The organism is Aquimarina sp. AU58 (genome assembly GCF_900312745.1).
In the GTDB taxonomy this organism is placed as follows: Bacteria; Bacteroidota; Bacteroidia; order Flavobacteriales; family Flavobacteriaceae; genus Aquimarina; species Aquimarina spinulae.
The window spans coordinates 3,043,952-3,061,379 of sequence record NZ_OMPD01000014.1 but is presented as its reverse complement, the minus strand read 5'-3'; the positions used below and the strand labels follow the sequence as shown (position 1 = coordinate 3,061,379).

General features: G+C 31.0%; 16 protein-coding genes. 2 read left to right on the top strand and 14 right to left on the bottom strand.

The features are described 5' to 3' along the window. Positions 1–162: 162 nt before the first annotated feature. Positions 163–2,325: a DUF5916 domain-containing protein gene (locus DK441_RS24600; RefSeq protein ID WP_109853197.1), complete on the bottom strand. Its 2,163-nt coding sequence runs from the start codon at positions 2,323–2,325 to the stop codon at positions 163–165. A gap of 17 nt (positions 2,326–2,342) precedes the next feature. Further along, the gene (locus DK441_RS24595; RefSeq protein ID WP_109853196.1) at positions 2,343–2,849 is read right to left on the bottom strand and encodes a nuclear transport factor 2 family protein; all 507 of its coding nucleotides are present in this window, start codon (positions 2,847–2,849) and stop codon (positions 2,343–2,345) included. A 200-nt stretch (positions 2,850–3,049) separates the two neighbouring features. Here DK441_RS24595 and DK441_RS24590 point away from each other — a divergent pair, with 200 nt between their 5' ends. Together DK441_RS24590 and DK441_RS24585 are read left to right on the top strand one after the other, a co-directional pair. Beyond that, positions 3,050–4,114: a sensor histidine kinase gene (locus DK441_RS24590; protein WP_109853195.1), complete on the top strand. Its 1,065-nt coding sequence runs from the start codon at positions 3,050–3,052 to the stop codon at positions 4,112–4,114. Continuing rightward, the gene (locus DK441_RS24585; protein ID WP_235015828.1) at positions 4,114–4,809 is read left to right on the top strand and encodes a LytTR family DNA-binding domain-containing protein; all 696 of its coding nucleotides are present in this window, start codon (positions 4,114–4,116) and stop codon (positions 4,807–4,809) included. Before DK441_RS24590 ends, DK441_RS24585 begins: the two co-directional genes overlap by 1 nt. Before the next feature lie 7 nt (positions 4,810–4,816). Here the strand turns inward: DK441_RS24585 and DK441_RS24580 are convergent, their stop codons facing one another. The 12 genes from DK441_RS24580 to DK441_RS26820 form a co-directional block, all read right to left on the bottom strand. Beyond that, positions 4,817–5,116, bottom strand: a complete 300-nt coding sequence (locus DK441_RS24580) for a hypothetical protein (protein ID WP_109853193.1) — start codon at positions 5,114–5,116, stop codon at positions 4,817–4,819. Positions 5,117–5,187: 71 nt separating this feature from the next. Next, positions 5,188–6,213: an SDR family NAD(P)-dependent oxidoreductase gene (locus tag DK441_RS24575; protein WP_200822884.1), complete on the bottom strand. Its 1,026-nt coding sequence runs from the start codon at positions 6,211–6,213 to the stop codon at positions 5,188–5,190. Positions 6,214–6,259: 46 nt separating this feature from the next. Further along, a complete protein-coding gene (locus DK441_RS24570) occupies positions 6,260–8,023 on the bottom strand; it encodes an alginate export family protein (protein WP_109853192.1) in 1,764 nt (587 codons plus the stop codon). Between the two features lie 324 nt (positions 8,024–8,347). After that, positions 8,348–9,178, bottom strand: a complete 831-nt coding sequence (locus DK441_RS24565; protein WP_235015827.1) for a carbonic anhydrase — start codon at positions 9,176–9,178, stop codon at positions 8,348–8,350. 11 nt (positions 9,179–9,189) lie between these two features. Next, positions 9,190–9,897: a DUF2490 domain-containing protein gene (locus DK441_RS24560; protein WP_160112265.1), complete on the bottom strand. Its 708-nt coding sequence runs from the start codon at positions 9,895–9,897 to the stop codon at positions 9,190–9,192. Between the two features lie 82 nt (positions 9,898–9,979). After that, entirely contained in the window at positions 9,980–10,357 is a 378-nt protein-coding gene (locus tag DK441_RS24555; RefSeq protein WP_109853190.1) for a hypothetical protein, read from the bottom strand. Positions 10,358–10,625: 268 nt separating this feature from the next. Next, positions 10,626–12,758 (bottom strand): S9 family peptidase, encoded by a 2,133-nt coding sequence (locus DK441_RS24550; protein ID WP_235015826.1) that lies wholly within the window; start codon positions 12,756–12,758, stop codon positions 10,626–10,628. 241 nt (positions 12,759–12,999) lie between these two features. Further along, on the bottom strand, positions 13,000–13,371 hold the full coding sequence (locus tag DK441_RS24545; protein ID WP_109853188.1) for a hypothetical protein: 372 nt from the start codon (positions 13,369–13,371) through the stop codon (positions 13,000–13,002). Positions 13,372–13,439: 68 nt separating this feature from the next. Then, positions 13,440–14,576, bottom strand: a complete 1,137-nt coding sequence (locus DK441_RS24540) for a hypothetical protein (RefSeq protein WP_109853187.1) — start codon at positions 14,574–14,576, stop codon at positions 13,440–13,442. A 4-nt stretch (positions 14,577–14,580) separates the two neighbouring features. Next, positions 14,581–14,931, bottom strand: a complete 351-nt coding sequence (locus tag DK441_RS24535) for a hypothetical protein (protein ID WP_160112264.1) — start codon at positions 14,929–14,931, stop codon at positions 14,581–14,583. A gap of 135 nt (positions 14,932–15,066) precedes the next feature. Further along, positions 15,067–15,606, bottom strand: a complete 540-nt coding sequence (locus tag DK441_RS24530) for a hypothetical protein (protein ID WP_109853185.1) — start codon at positions 15,604–15,606, stop codon at positions 15,067–15,069. Beyond that, positions 15,606–17,159, bottom strand: coding sequence for a patatin-like phospholipase family protein (locus tag DK441_RS26820; RefSeq protein WP_200822883.1), 1,554 nt, complete (start codon positions 17,157–17,159; stop codon positions 15,606–15,608). The genes DK441_RS24530 and DK441_RS26820 overlap by 1 nt, the downstream gene beginning before the upstream one ends. Positions 17,160–17,428 lie beyond the last annotated feature (269 nt).

Here is a 17,428-nt window from a genome sequence, read left to right as displayed (position 1 = left end):
TCACATGTATTTGACAAGATGATTAAAAAAAAGGTTACAAATTAGAGTTTAACGTGTAACCTTTTATATGCATTTCCTTATTTCTTTTCTTTAATTGCTTCTATTATTTCAAATTTTGGTGTATTGGTTTTGTGATTAGATTTCTTTATAAAAAATCAATGATTAAAAATCAAAACGATAATTCATTTTAAAGGCAACTCCCCAATTTGTGCGGGCAATATCTTTGTTATAATTATCAGAAACAACCAAATAAATATATGATAAAGGTTTATATTCCCATTGTAACCTGCTGTTGATATTAAAATTATCTCGTTGTGTATTGTATTGCACATAGGTTGTCCAGTTTAATCGATTAGAAAAGAAAATTTGTCCCGTAAAACGAGCTAAATGAAAAGTTTCTTTTCCTAACAGATTCAAATCAATTTTATTAATATCATATCTCATTTCTAAATTTGCAAATGGTAATAACTGATAATTTAGATAAGCTCCTGCTGCCATTCTTTTTCCGCTATAGTAATTTCCTTTTTGTATATTGAAACGATATCTAAATTTTTGGTTATTTGCAGAGTTGTATCCGATTTTTAAAATCCCAAAGCGATATTCATTTGGGATTAAAGAATTACCATTTCCTAATGGATCAAAACCATACCTTAAATCCACATACTCATATCTAAATACATAATATAAAGCTGATAGATTTTTAAAGAATACAGCTGAATTTAAGAAATGTGATGACTGATTCAATTTACCATGTTCATCCAGATAGGTGTCATTACTATAATTTAAATAACGAACAGAGTTTATTGTTTTTGATTTTTCGTAAAACTTTTGGTATTCTATTCCTGCTGTGGTTTGGGTATATCCTTCTCTTACCACAACATCATTAATAGCATCATAATTATACAATCTTGGTGTAAAACCAACATCGGTTATATAATTTTTGCCTACATTTTTGATTGCAGCATTCCATTCTAATCCTCTTTTGTTAAACCAAATTCCTGCATTATAAAAGTTATTGTCTTTAGAAATTCCATCAGTAAAACTTTTTCCAAAATTTGCCAGGCCAAGCCACTTATTATTATCAGATTTATAATTTATATTAATACCTGCTACTCGATTATAGTCATTTGTGAATTCAAATTTATCGGTTTGTTGTCGATTGATAAAAAAACCAGTTGTGGTAAAGTTTTTTGATAGTTGTTGTTCGGTAACAAGAGCTCCAAAATTTTCTGAAGCGATTTCATTTTCTTTATCGGTTTGTACGTTTAGAATTCCGATTCTGGTTTTTGGAGATACATTTCCTGATAATTTTAACCCAAATTGAATATCTGATTTTGCTCCTATACGTCTTGAGTAAAAAGGATTCACACCATCAACACCCAGATTTGAAAATAGATCAGAGTTTTCGAGAAAAAAATTACGCCTTTCTGGGAAAAAAACTGAGAATCGGGTTAGGTTTGTTACTTGTTGATCAATGTCGATTTGTGAAAAATCAGGATTTATTGTCGCATCTAATCGAAGAGAAGAAGTAACATTGTATTGCACATCCAGGCTTGGTTTAAATGTAGTTTCTGTATCATCTTCTACCACATCGTTCTGATAGTTTGCAGTAATAGATGGTGTTGTTGTAAAACGTGAAGTTGATGTATTAGGTAAAGCTTCAACGGTCATTTTTTCGGTAAATCGCAAATCAAAAAGACGATAATTACGTTTTACATTTTTAAAAATAGTCCAGGAATTCTTTTTAATATCCCTAACATAAAACTGAACTCCGAAAATAGCATTATTCGTGTCAAAATTTAAGGCTTTTAAAGGAATAGCTATTTCGTATTGTTTTTGCTTACCATTCATAAAGGCTTTAGCTTTCCATATCGTATTCCAACTTGTGCTAAAATCATATCCTTCATTAATACGTTCAACAATACCATCTATTTGTGTACTATAGCTATTTACAGAAAAATAATATGCGTTTTGTTGTTGATTTTGTGTATCTAAAACCATGGCAAACCCATCACTTAATCCAATAGGAACATCTCTTTTTAAAGAACTAACCTGTGTTTTTGGTGTAGTATCATTATAAATTAAACTCACGTATAAATATTCTCCATTATGAAATAGTCGTACAGATGTTTGATTTTCTGCTAAACCTTCATCTATTGGCATATAATTATAAAAACCAGAATACTCAGGAAGTTCTTTCCAGATAGATTCATCTAACTGGCCATCTATGGTAATTGTAGCCTTTTTAAATTGAATGGTTTTTGTTTGTGCCAGAGTATGGAAAGTAGATAGGAAACAAAGTGCTATCAAAAATATTTTTTTCATATATAAAATTTAGAAACCTATAGCTTTGTAGCTGTTTTAGTAATTATTTTCCAATCACCTTTCAGCTTTTTTAATAGAAAAAGATCCATTAGTTTTGTTTTTCTCTCCGGAATAAAAATTTCGACTTTGGCTGTAGCTATATCACGATATATCTCGATTGATAGAATATTTCCTGTTCGTCCGTTATAGACTCCTTTTTTCTTATTCTTAAAATAATTGATATAATCTACTGGAGTTAATCTTTTAAAGGTACCTTTTACTGTAAGGTATAAAGATGCATCTGCAGCAAAAGCACTTTCTAGTTTTTCTAATTCATTGTAAGAACTCCCTTGAATATAATTATTAAGCGTTTTTTCAATCATTTCCTTTTCTGAAAATGAATGGTTTGTTTTGACTATTTCGTTTGTACTCTTATAAAGAAGTGTATCGTTGTTTATAATAGTTTTATCATGGTTCATCATCTTGTATTGTGATAAAACAAGTAAAAAACAAAAAGGGAACGTAGTAAAAAATAGACGTTTCATAGATTTATATTTTAAGTTTAATCAAAACTATGGTTGATACTCTTATGTTTTTTTAAAAGTAGACCGAAGAGGAAGTTCAGTCTATTAAGACCTTTTTAGGTTTTTGTAGTTGTTTTTCACCTATTTATAGCCTTAAATACTAGCTTGGTAGATAAATAATCATTATACGACTAGTATAAGCTATATTTGTTATTTTCTTTATGAAGTCTTTAAAAACATACTTTGACAAAACAGAAATACGACACGTATTGTTCTGGATAGGTATATTCTTGTATTTCACATTATCTGCTAATATTGATAATTATAATGGTAGCTATCTACAACTATTTGAATCTTATATCATCTTCATTGCCATACAAATACTAATAGCATACACTTGTCTATACTATTTGGTACCAAATTTTTTGAATAAAGGAAAAACAGGTTGGTTTGTTCTATGGTTGATTATTCTATTGTTTGTTATGTACGCCATGTATATATATTATAGAATATACTATTATGATGTAAGGTATTTTGACTACTATAGCCCAATAGTTCAACATTATGCGAAACAATCTTTTTGGGAAAGACTTCTAAGTTTTTCGGTTTTTTTGAGTAAGAGTATTAAATTTTTAACTCCTACTGCCCTACTTTTAATGTTTAGGTTTTATAAAAACCAGCAGAATTATTTAAAACTAAATGAGCAAAAAAAAATAGCTGAATTGACTGCTTTGAAAAATCAATTAAATCCGCATTTTTTATTCAATACATTAAATAATTTGTATGCTCTGGCCATAAAAAAATCAGATCATGCACCAGAAGTGATTGAAAAACTATCTGATATTTTGGATTATATGTTGTATCGCTGTAATAGCAAATTTGTATCCATCCAAAAAGAAATTGAGTTGATCGAGAATTATATTGCTTTAGAAAAAATACGGTATGGCAACAGAGTTCGTATTTCTTTTAAAAATAATAGCACAGAGGATTCAAAAATAGCTCCTTTGTTACTATTAACTTTTATAGAAAATGCTTTTAAACATGGTGTGACTCAGGAACTAAAGGAAGCTTTTATTTCAATCACAATTAGTTCGGATAGCAATCATATTATTTTTAATATTGAAAATTCTAAATCAACGATATCTGTTGAAAATAAAAATCAGAGGTGTATAGGATTGAGTAATGTTCAAAAACAATTAGATTTACTGTATGGAGATGATTATTCTTTGGATATTAAGGAAGAAAGTGATAAATATTGTGTTCGTTTAATTTTGGAAGCTAAATAATGTATACGTGTTTAATAGTAGATGATGAAGAATTAGCCAGAGAGCTAATAGAAACGCATTTGAAACAGTTAGATGGTTTTGAATTAGTGGCATCTTGTAATAGTGCTATAGAAGCTAGTAAAATATTACAGCAACAATCAATTGATTTACTTTTTCTCGACATAGAAATGCCTGTATTAAAAGGCACGGATTTTTTTAAAAACCTTATTGTTAAGCCTCATGTAATATTTACAACAGCGTATAGAGATTATGCTCTTGATGGATTTGAATTGAATGCTGTTGATTATCTTTTAAAACCTATAACTTTTAGTAGGTTTTTTATGGCAACCGAAAAATTCATTTCGTTACAAAATACGCGATCAGCCTCTACCGAAATTGAAAAGACTATCCCAAAAAAGGATGATTTTATTTTTATACGCGAGGATCGAAAACAAGTAAAAGTCTTCTATGATGATATTCTATATATAGAAAGCGTAAAAGATTATATTAAGATTCATTTGTCTAATAAAACCCGACTTATAAAATATAGCTTAACTGCATTTGAAGATAGATTAGATGAACGATTTATAAGAACACATCGATCTTACATCGTAAATCGGGATAAAATTACGGCGTATACAAAACAGGATATTGAAATTAATACCATTGAAATTCCCATTGGGGATAATTACAAAATGAATATATCTGATTTGTAGTTTTTTGTTATTCTAAAAGTGCTATTTGAAAATTGAAATGAGTATTGAGAACTGCACAATATAGTGGTTTCCCATCAGACCCCTTTCGCACACCATGATAACGCCTTTCGTTAACATATTCTCCCGCGCTTCTTTTTTGAACAGATAAAGAGATAGCATGATCTTCTTGTAATTCTTTTAAGTCTTTTACAAGTATTTCTATAAAAGAATCTGCAGCTTTCTCTCGATTAGTTTCCTTTTCTAATCTAGAACTAATTCCTCTACATAAATCTTCAAGAATTGATTCTGTAATAGTTAATGTTTCCATTATATAATGATTTAAAAATTAATATTAGTTTTTATTCGTAGTTATCGATTGTATACATAAGTACAACTACTTTAATACGCAGTAAACCCACCATCGGTAGCATAATTTGCTCCAGTGATATTAGATGCTTCTTCAGACAATAAAAATAACATAATTGCTACCTGTTCTTCTGGTGTTGCGTCTCGATGGTTAGAATCTGTATACTGCAGAAGGCTTTTGGTTTTAATATTTCCCATGCCAGCATTACCTCCACTAGCTTTTACCTTAGCCATGACAAGTTGATAAGCTCGCTCTACCATTGGTGTTGCAGTATTGGCCATACACACAGAATTGATTCGTATACCATATTCTGCATAATCTATCGCTGCATTTTTTGTTAGCCCATTAACGGCATGTTTGCTTGCGACATATGAGGGAGTTCCCGAAAAACCTCGTAACCCTGCAACCGATGCGACATTAACGATTGCACCACCTTGATTTTGTGCTACCATTTGTTTTAATTCTTCACGCATACATTTAAATACTCCTGTTGTATTTACTCGCATCACTACATCCCAATACTCATCTGTTGCTTCATGACATCGACTAAATGTAAGGTGTTTTTGTTTTTCATAGTTTATAGGGTCTCCGGGAAATATTGCATCCATTACACCTGCATTATTTATGGCATAATCTAATTTACCATAAGAATCTACTGCTGTTTTAACCATTTCTTTACAGGTCTCATTAGTAGAAACATCACCATAAACGAATTTTGCAGAACCACCATCTTTAACAATTTCATTTATAACCGCATTTCCTTCTTCTTTAAGCCAGTCTACACCTACAATATTTGCACCTTCTAGAGCTGCCCTTTTTACTGCTGCTTTACCCATTCCTCTTGCGCATCCGGTAATAATAATTGTTTTGTCTTTAAAGCGATTTGGAATGAAATATGCCGGATTAACCGGGTTAACATCTTTTTTTCCTACTATATTCTCTGAGGCTAATAATGCTGAAGCAGTTTCAGATCCTCTAGAGTCGTTAGCGCAAGCCATACCAGCGCTGGCACCTATAGTAGCAAGCGTTGTGTTTTTTAACATGTTTCTTCGATTCATGATTTTATGTTTTATTGAGTTACTAGAATATGTTTGTTACATCTAATTAAAGTGCGTATCGTATAAATAGCATAGTACTCCACCAATTTGATGGATCTTCTATTAAGGCCCTGTTTACGGCTTCACCGGGAAATGTAACTGCCACATGTCCCTGGATATAAACCTTACGCGACCAAAACACTTTAAAAGTTAAATTACCCTCTACCCCATAATCTTTGGATTCTAAAAATGAGAGTGCTGGATTTCCTCCTAAATTTGTTAGATCATCTGCTTTAAATAACCAAAATTGAGGTACCAGTTCAAGTTTTGGGATTGGGCGTACACGTAATTGAAACTTGTGTGCAACTACATTTGAAATCTGCACGACTTTAAAATGATTTATTCCTTGTACCCATTGTTCTCCGTTTCCACCAGATAATAGAGGATCCCATCGCTCAAATCGATCGGTATTTAGATCATCACCAGAAAAACGAGCATGCCGATAGCTTAAGGTTGGTGTCCAGGGAAGTTTTGAAAAACTCCAACCAAACTCACCAAAGTAGCCATATGCGCGCATTGGAAAATTTTTATTTCTTTGCAACCCACCTTCTCCCGTAATAAAAAAACCTGAATTTCCAGGCGGTTTGGGTTGCCAACGAAAACGTGCATCTACAACTTGTAAGCCTTCTCGACTAAGAACTTCTGCTGATGTAAAATAACCAAAATCAGACTTTGGTATATACAATAAACTCGCTCCTACAGAGAGTCCTTTTACAGGTTGTGCTTCTACATTAATTCCTGTGATCCTTGTTTTAGAATCTACTACCGGTAATTCATCTGGGTCGAGATAGAATAATTCTAATAAGGTGTTATTGTATTTTACACTACCACGAGCCACCATATCTGCTGCCCAACGAGGATTAGATTGTAATGCTGCTCTTTTACTACCATTTGCCGAGGTATTTATGATAAGAAACCCATCTCCAAGGGTAAAGCGTTGTCGACCAATAGAGGCATTTACTACAAGTCGATTACCATTTTCCCAGGTTTTTCCTGTAATTAAACCAATATATGCATCCTCAACACCGATATAACCTCTTGTCTTGTTTGTGAATAGCTCTTGTCCTTTAGAACCACTTACTATTGCACTAAGACCAGCATATATATGAAGATTATTATGTAATGGAGTAATTCCATAAGTTCCCAAATGAGTAAATCCTTCGACCCAATCGTCATATCCATCTCCCGAGGGTATCCCCGATACTAATGGGTTACCATCGAGAAGTGCGTCGGGTCTACCGTACCATGCATTCGTATTGCTATAATGAATTGCAAGCGCTTCAAGTTTTAAGCGAATAAATGTAGATCCAAAATTGTATAGCTTTGGAAGGTCATTAATTTTTCCTGACGTTACAAATCCGGTTTTTGTCGATTCGCCAACCTGATCTCCTAAAGTTACATTAATGGTAAGTATAATTCCCCCAATTGCCCCAAACCCTACTTCTATTTTGGTTGTGGCAATCTTAGGATCTTGACGTGATCGAGATAAAGAAAATTCGATATGATTTCTTAAAAATCGATTATCAGGAAAAGTCTTTAAATCTTGACGTATTTTGTCACGAATCCGATTATTAAGTATAGAATCATTTGATGGGTTAGTAATTATGATTTTAACTTCTTCAATTCTTTTATTATGGTAAGGATCAACATCTCCGACACCCTGAGCAATGGTAGTGCCAAAAGAAAGTGTGAAAATAAAAACTGTAATTCTTAATAAAACTAATTGTTTACTGAGACAGTTTAATAGGTTTGGTTTTATAAGAGTAGTCATATCCGAAGGTCATTGTAATATTCTATTATATTTCTGATAATCCAATCTATATCAAAAAAACAATCTTAATTAGTACGAAATGAAATGAACCACATATAAATATACAAAAAACAAAGCAGGTTTTTATACATACAACTCTTATAAAAAACTTAATTTTCAATGCTTTACACTCGATATGTGCATAATGTATTTTATGACCTTCATTTATAGGTTTTAGTATGAATGAGGCCAGAATCCATCAGTTTTATATATTACTAAAAATGGATTCTGGCCTCATTCCTTACTATAATAACAAGCTCTTTTCTCTTTTTTGTTTTGGCCCGATTATTTTGTCATTTTCACTTCTCTTCCATTTAATGGTTGTTCATTTCTATAATTATTTAAAGGCATCAGATCTCTTAAGATATTTACTTGTTCTAAAGATATTGTGATGGGTTCTTTAAAAATAACCCAGTTTACACCTTGAGTACATGGTGGTGTGGTTAATGATCCAACATAGGTATAATATTCTTTATCTTTTGGAAGGTTGTAACTAAGATTAAATGGTTTTCCTATAGCTTTAGTTTCTCCTTTTTTAAGAGGCAAATAGCTTTCTAAAAATCTGAAAGGAGCACTGGTCTGACCTTCTTTTGCCATTACAGCAAGCACTAAGTATTCGCCTTTAGAATTAGTATGTACCATATGTATTACTATTGGATATCTAATACCATTTATGGTATGTTCTGAAGATTCGTGAAAATGAATTTGTTTCAAATCATATTTATCACCTTTGTACATAAGATAATCTCCTTCTTCAAAATTATATTGAATGGAGTGACCATTATTAACTACATCATGTATTTTGGTATTAGATACATAATGAATAGCTAAAGGTTTTAAATTAGGATCGACGATTGCATCTAAACTCACAATATTTATAGGAGATTGAAATTTTCCTCCACATTCTGAGTTCTTTTCAATTTCTGCCCAATGTTCTGGACTTGTTTCCCCTACATAACTCCAATGTTTTTTTGCATGATCAGTTGTCGAAGTAGTTTTTTCTTTAGCAACTTCTATAGAATGCTCTCTTTTAATTTTTTCTTTTGTATTCGTACAAGAGGATACTAGTATAGCCGTAATTACAGCTATAAATACCATATTATTAGTGGTTTTCATTTCTTTTATATTTAAATGTGGAACTTAAGTGTTGTTTGTAAAATGTGGTTACTTCTAAAATGATCTGCTATTGGCATATAATCATTCATATAACCAAGTCCTATAGATGTGTTTTTAAGTATAGGATATGATAATCCAACATAAAACCAGTTTTGATTTAAAGATTTAGGAACAATTCCCGAATCAGTATTCAACCAAATTTCATCAAAAACAGCTGCTTTTATTTTTGTGTTATTATATACTGTAAACAAAGGAATCTGAAATGTAAAACGATATCTAAATCGCATTTTATAATCTGTTTCATTTGCTTTGAAAACATTAGGCGTTACTTCTACAAACTGTTCAATGAAACGTTGTTCAAATCTAAATCGATGTTTGAAATTAGACTTTCCTGATGTATGAGATAATGTTACCTGTTCCCAAACATTGTTTTCATTAAAATTATGCGTAGCCCTATAATTCTTAGCAAAACTATAGCCAATTCCAAAATCCAGAGTTGTATTGAATTTATAATGTATAGATGGTCTAATTAATATTTGTTGCCAATTTTTTAAAAAGTCTGTTCGCCTAAAATGAGCTTCATTTTTTATATAAACCTTATTGTTTATAGTATAATCGATAATTAGAGAATTCCAGGAACTATAACTTTTTTCTGTAGTCGGGTTTTGACTAAATACTGTTATTGGAATAATAAACAGTATGATTTTTATATATTTCACAATATTATTATTAAAATTAAATATCAAAATCGGGAACTAACAAAAGTTAATTCCTAACATTTAAGACTTATAAATAATAACTTTATGAATATACTTTTAGGCAGCAGTACAGAATATAGTATTTGCCTTTTGCAGTGGGAAATTGATAATTTTTTTGATTAAAATTATCATTATTTTTAGTAATAATCTTTTTGTCTTGAAATGCACAAAAAGCGCATTTCACATATTCTTCTTCCTCTTCCCTGTCTTCAAGTTCATTTAAGTCCAGGCTATCGATAAACGTTTGACCATCATGCTCATAATCTGTTTCATTATCTATACTATGTATAGAAAAAGATTCGATTACTAAATTGTAATAAGAAGTAGTACTATTTGCACTAATTTTATTACCAAAAAAAAGTGCAAATATCAGAGTTATTAGTGCTCTTAATAAACAATATTTACCAAAGGAAAGATTCATTGTATGAACAAAAGTATCTATTTAGAGTAATTAGTTATCTGTAGCACAGTTGTTTTTAACACAAACTTTAACACCTCTTTTCTATATCATGATTTTTACAACAGGGTTCCATTACATTTTTTTAATTAGTCTTAGAGCATATTCCATAACGGTATTTATATCATATAGATAATCTTTTGGTTTCTTTATAATTATAAAATAAAGATGAAAACAAAAAGCCAGTAAGAACACATTCTTACTGGCTTTTTGTTTTTATTTACTATACTATTTATTCTTTCATTCCTTCAAGATCCATCATAAAGGCATAAGAAAGAGCAGTACGTTTGTAACGTTGAAAACGTCCTGAAGCACCTCCGTGACCTGTTTCCATATCACAATCCATAATAAGGAGGTTATCATCGGTTTTCAATTCTCGCAGCTTAGCAATCCATTTTGCAGGTTCCCAGTATTGTACCTGGCTATCCCAATATCCTGTTGTGATTAACGTATTCGGATACGCTTTTGCTTCAACATTATCATAAGGAGAGTATGATTTCATATACTCATAATATTCTTTATTTTTAGGATTTCCCCACTCATCAAATTCAAAAGTGGTTAGTGGTATAGTTTCGTCCATCATAGTTGAAACTACATCAACAAAGGGTACAGCTGCTACAACACCGTTCCATAGTTCGGGTTTCATATTTAACACCGCCCCCATCAATAAACCACCGGCACTACCTCCCATTGCATACATATGTTCTGCACTTGTAAAACCTTCTTTTACCAAAAATTCTCCACAATCAATAAAATCGGTAAATGTATTTTTCTTTTTAAGTAGCTTTCCATCCTCATACCAATGTCTTCCCATTTCTTGTCCTCCTCTAATATGCGCCATGGCATATACAAAACCTCTATCTAATAAACTAAGTCTGTTAGATCTAAAAAATGGCTCAGTACTGCTTCCGTATGAACCATAAGAGTAGAGTAACAAAGGAGTATTAGCATTTCTTTGTACTCCCTTTTTATATACTAAAGAAATAGGAACTTTTACACCATCTCTAGCTGTTGCATAAAGACGTTCTGATACATAGTTATCTTTAGAAAAATTTGGGTCTACTACTTCTTCTTCTTTTAATACTTTTCGTTCCTTAGTATCCATATTATACTCGATAGTACTATTAGGAGTCGTTAAAGAGGTGTATCCATATCGTAAAATATTGGTGTCAAAATCTAGATTAGTAGTAGGATATGACACATATGCCGGATCATTAAACTCGATATAATGATCATTATCTCCATTCCATTTCATAATACGAATAGTACGTAATCCATTAACACGTTCTTGTAAAACCAAATGTTCTTTAAAGAGTACAAAACTCTGTAGTAGAATATCTTCGCGATGTGGAATAACATCTACCCAGTTTTCCTTGGTAGTAGCTGTAACAGGTGTTTTTACTAAACGAAAATTCTTAGCATCAAGATTTGTTCTTATATAAAAATGACCATCATAATGATCAACACCATATTCTAAATCTCTTTCTCTAGGCTGAATGATCTTCCATTCATCATTAGGAGTATTGGCATCTAAATATTGATACTCTGTAGATAGTGTCTGATCACTACCGATCATAAGATATTTATCTGATCTGGATTTAAATATAAAACAGCTAAAGGTTTCATCTTTTTCATGAAAAACTAACTCATCTTCAGATTGATCTGTTCCTAATACATGTTTATATATTTTATCTTGTCTAAGTGTTACAGGGTCTTTAGAAGCATAAAAAACAGTTTTATTATCATTTGCCCACACAGCTCCTCTTCCTGTATTTTTAAGTTCATCAGAAAGTATTTCTCCTGATTCTAGGTTCTTAAAATAAACTACATAACGACGTCGTGAAACGGTATCTACACTATAGGCCAAAAGTTTATTATCCGGGCTTACTGATCGGCCTCCAATAGCATAGTAAGCATGATCTTTTGCCAGTTCTGGTCCATTAAGCATAATTTCTTCTTTACTATTGTCTTCTAATTTCTTACGACAATATAAAGCATAATCCATGCCTTTTTCATATCGAGTATAATACGAGTAACCATTATCATTGTAAGGAACAGAAGAGTCGTCTTTTTTAATACGTCCTACAATTTCATCATACAGTTTTTTCTGTAAACCTTCTGTATGTTTCATTGCTCCATCCTTGTAGTGGTTTTCTGCATTAAGATAATCTAGTACATCCTGAGTTTGCGCATCGGGTGTTTCAGCATTTTTTTGCTTATCACTTAGACGCATCCAAAAGTAATTATCAATACGTGTATCTCCGTGCGCTTTTAACTCTTCGGCAACCTTCTTGGCTACAGGAGCCTCAATAGATTTATAGGGTTCTGGTTCTAAATCAGGTTTTTTTTCTGTCTTACATGCCATAAAAAACATTGTAAAAATTAGAAGTGAATAAATGAATTTAGTTTTCATAAAGTATTTAAAATTAGTTTTTAATAAGCCTCTTTTAAAATTGTTGCCACAATTTAGATTATAAAATGTAAAAAATATATAAAAAAAATATAATTATTACCTTCCATACCTATTTATTGTTCTAAAACAACACATTCCATATTACCGTTTTATCTGTATGAATGAGTAGTATTAAAGAATCATGTGTAGAAATTTAGGGGTATACATTTTTGTACTCTTGAATAGCAGTAAGCAAAACTTGTAAGGTTAGATTTTCTTCTATTGCAAAGCTTGGTGAAATTGTACGATTAAGATCTAGTTGCCCATCAGATATTATTAACTGGTTACTTTTAATAATAGTAGTTGTAATTATAGAAGTCTCTTGTAATTGAGTATTCGATATGTTTTTTCGGGTTTCTTGTGATACTAAAACGGCTTGCTTAAGTTGATTAAAGTAAATAACAACTTCTGAGGCTGTTAATTCATTTTTCTCTGTATTAAATTTTATAGTTTTATAATCATCACGATTTTGGATACTGGTAATTGCAGAATCAATAGTTTGAATTAACTGGTGTACAGTATTCATAAGGTTATATTTCTGTTTTTTTTCTATTAAAACATTGATTATTTACGGGTTATAATAGCTATCACAAATTACTCCTTCATTGCAACTTTACCTCCAAAATTCACTCCCCAATTTATTCCAAATACGGTAACCAAATTATCATCTACAGGAAAATCTTTTCCAAAGCCACCAATTAATGTGATATCTTTTGAAAGTGTGTATTTTAAAGTTCCTACAGAACGTTCACTATTTATGCTTCCGTTACGAGAAATATATTCGTATGCCAGTGAAAATCGATCTATTTCAAGTTCTACTTTTGCTCCCAAATCCCGATAAAATGTTTTAAAGAATTGGTCATTCGCATCAATATTAAATTCATCCTCAATATACCTGGCAGTTACTAATACATTTAGATAGTTATTTCGTTCACTATCTGACCCTTCATTTAGAACCAAACTTCCTTGTCCTGTAATCCAACTCCCTAGGCGATTAGCTGTACCAGAATCTATTTTATCTCCCTTAAACAATGCACTATATCCAATAGCACCATCTACACTAACATAGGGTTTAACAGTTTTTTTAAACTCTTTTAATTGTGGGCGTATTCTCTCTTTTTCTTTTTTATAATGCTCGATAATAGCTTTCTCTGCTATTGCTCGTTTTACAGGATCATCTCCGCTAGCATCTGCTAATACATCAACAGGAGGGTTATCTAGGTTTTTAAGGATATTACCAACTTTTTTTGCTTCTTCATATATTTTGTCTTTATCATAAAAACGTAACAAAGTTGTACGTAGTCCTACTGCATAGGTTTTTCTTTTACCAACAATACCTTCAAATTCTTTATCAACATAAGCAAAAGATAAAGTTGTCGTGTTTAATCCTCTAAATGGTTTTTGTTTCACCGCTCCTGTAGTTTGATCCTCTTCTATACCGATATATTTATAATAGGTTCTGTTCTTACTCTTTCGATTGATAAAAAAGTAAGGAGCTACTTCTATAGAAAAGCTTTCTCCAAAATTATTGAATACATGTAGCGCTAATGCTTTAAGATTAGTAGGTGTATAAATTTCTGTCGGAGATTCTCCTACTAATAAAAACGCAGGAGAACTTGGATTACTCATTGTAAAATCACTCAGGTTTTGATCCGTTTTGCCTTCTTGTGTCCAACCAGAAAATGATAGGCATACACATAGAATTATATATAAGATAGATTTGTGGTTCATTATTTTAATTTTTTACTAGTTCAACAACAATAAAAACAATGAAAAACTCATCATCAATTTTCAGTTTTTTACCTTCATAACTTTGTTCATTTCCATCATCTTTTAGAGTAATCTTAAAAACCGTATTTTCTAAGATTGGATCAATGTTTTCATCGGTTACAAAGCAATTTGTTACTACATTAAGTTTTTTATTTACGATATCAGTACTATTACCCAAATTCGTAGAGAAGTTGTACGTGCTACTCTTTTTTAAGATCTTACTATCTAATTTAACATTGGTACCTACCAAGGCTTCAGTACTAATCTTTAGATTAAGTTTTACCTCAGAATTAGTACTCATTTTAAATGTTTTCATGCTTATATATTTATATTTTGTAGTTGGTTTATTAATTTAATAGACTGTTTTCAGTGTATTACATCAAAAATACCAATAAAAAGGTGTTTTTGATATGAGATTCGGGGTTAATATTTATAGATAAAAGACATTTAATCACTTTGCTTTTTTAGGAAAAAAAAGAATCTCGATCCATCTTTCCATAGTTAATACAAAATAGTAAAGTGAAATCGTTACTGTCATTAATATAAAGAAGATAACAAAAACCCATTTCAGCCTAACAAACCAATAAAAAACAGAAAATATATTGGATGTATTTTCACTAGTGCTATTACCAATCAAATCCACTAAATACAAACCAGATATATTTTCTATACAATCTAATAGCCCGGGGATAAAGCAAACTATAAAAAACCAGGGTTTAAGTGTTAAACTTAAAGTGTGTTCAAAAACTCGTAATGAATAATAAAAAAGAAATGAATATGCTATAATAAAAACAAAATCATAATATGTATTATTCTTGAAATACAGTGGATTTTTTACTAATTCATTAAATTCTATTAAAGAATTAGAAAATTGAATATTGATAAGATTCTCAACTTGTATTGATGGAATATATGCAAACAAGACACCTAATATTACAACTAGTACTACACTGATTTTCCATAGGTTACTATAAAATCTTAACTTTTTCATTAATTTAGGTTTTTAATTTTTTCTTCGCGTATGTCTTTATAGGTTTTCCAGTCAAATTGTTCAATTTGACTGATCGCTGCATCAACACCTTTATTAAATAGCTTTGCTTTTTCTGCATCATCCATCCAAAAATCTAACCAATTATGATCTTTTGTATCTACTGTCACCACCCTTTTCTCTATTTCTTTATTATTAAATAGAAAATCATTATCATAAAAATTTCTGAATGTACTTATGAAGGATGTGATATATCCAATCAATGTAATATCTTCCAGTTTTTTTACACTCTTCGATGGGTTTTTATCTTCTTTTTGATTACCTACTACCCTTTCACTAAGGAGAACACCAAAAGTTGGAAATCTTGGCACTACATTGTCTTTTCTGTGAAATTCACGAATAGGAAAATTAGAGAGCATTCCTCCATCTACAAACCTTGCATTAAGTTTTACTGAATTTTCGGTATTCTTATCATTTTTGTAGTGTTCTTTACCTGGAGTAAAATTTTTATAAATAAAAGGAATTGACATTGTCGCTCTTAAAAAAGCTGCTGGTTTTATATTTCCGGGAGAAGTCCAGTAATCATCTGCTCTCTCAGGAAATTTCACAATACGATTATGAGTCAAATTAGAAGTAATTAATACTAATCTTGGTTTATCACCTTTTTTAGCTTTCACCAATTGCACCTGTCCCATTCTTTTTGTGAGGTCGTTTTTGGTCTCTATTTCTATAGATAATAGAAGGTTTTCTGCCCAGCTATAAAATCTTTCCCCAGTATTAATACCGAAATCCTTGTCTAATATTTTCACAAAAAGGATATAAATAAATAGTAAAAGTGCAGCTACATTTAGCGTTCCTATTATAAAATCAAAAAGTCGAAGTTCTGTTCCCGAGATTCCGTTTGCAATATTAAAAATAATACCAAAAAGACTATATATACCTACAAGAAACCCAATAGAAAAAACTCCTAAAAAAAGTTTTAAAATAATAGACTTGTAATTCCTAAGTAATTTTTGCTGTAACCAACCTATTATTCCATTTTTCTCCATGAACTTACTAAAATCTGTATTTGCAATGATATGAGTAAGGATTTCGGATTTAGTAACCTGATGTGATTTACCATCATATTGAAATTTTGAATCTTCGGTATATATAGCATTAGGAATAGATGCCAAAAATAAAGCGTTGATTGCTCCAGCACTTGTTCCTCCGTGACTATAAAAACGAATACCTATCTTTTCCATAATGTAAGTATATCCTAATAACGCAATTCCGTACATTCCACCACCCTGCTGAACCAAATCGACAACTGGTCTTTCTATAGGTTTCCCTGCATAATTCTCATGAACAGTGGCATCAGATATAAGCTCTTTTTTTATAAGACCATCAGCAGTAAATTTGTTCATTAATTTACGTTGCGGGTCATTAATTGCATTTTCTAAAATTTTATTTGCTGTAGTAAAAAAACGAGTTGTTCTATTTACATTTTCTTCATCATGTAGGGAAATATTAGATGTAGTAGAAAAGCCCTTCATGATTTGTTCTTGTATATTCATTTTAGAAATTACTTTTTATTACTATTAATATAATTAGGGGTTTATTCACCTGGCCAGCACAAAACAAGTTCATAATTAACCATCTATAATGAACTAATTACTGTTACTATAAATTCGGGGTAATATTGCAAACGATTGAAGTATTTAAATTTAATGAAAATATACATCTAAAAAAAGAGGTGAATCCCCCTTATTTTTAGATGTATAAAGATCTTTACATATAGTTATAAATAAATACCCATTAGAAGGTATTTATTGTAGAAAGAGAA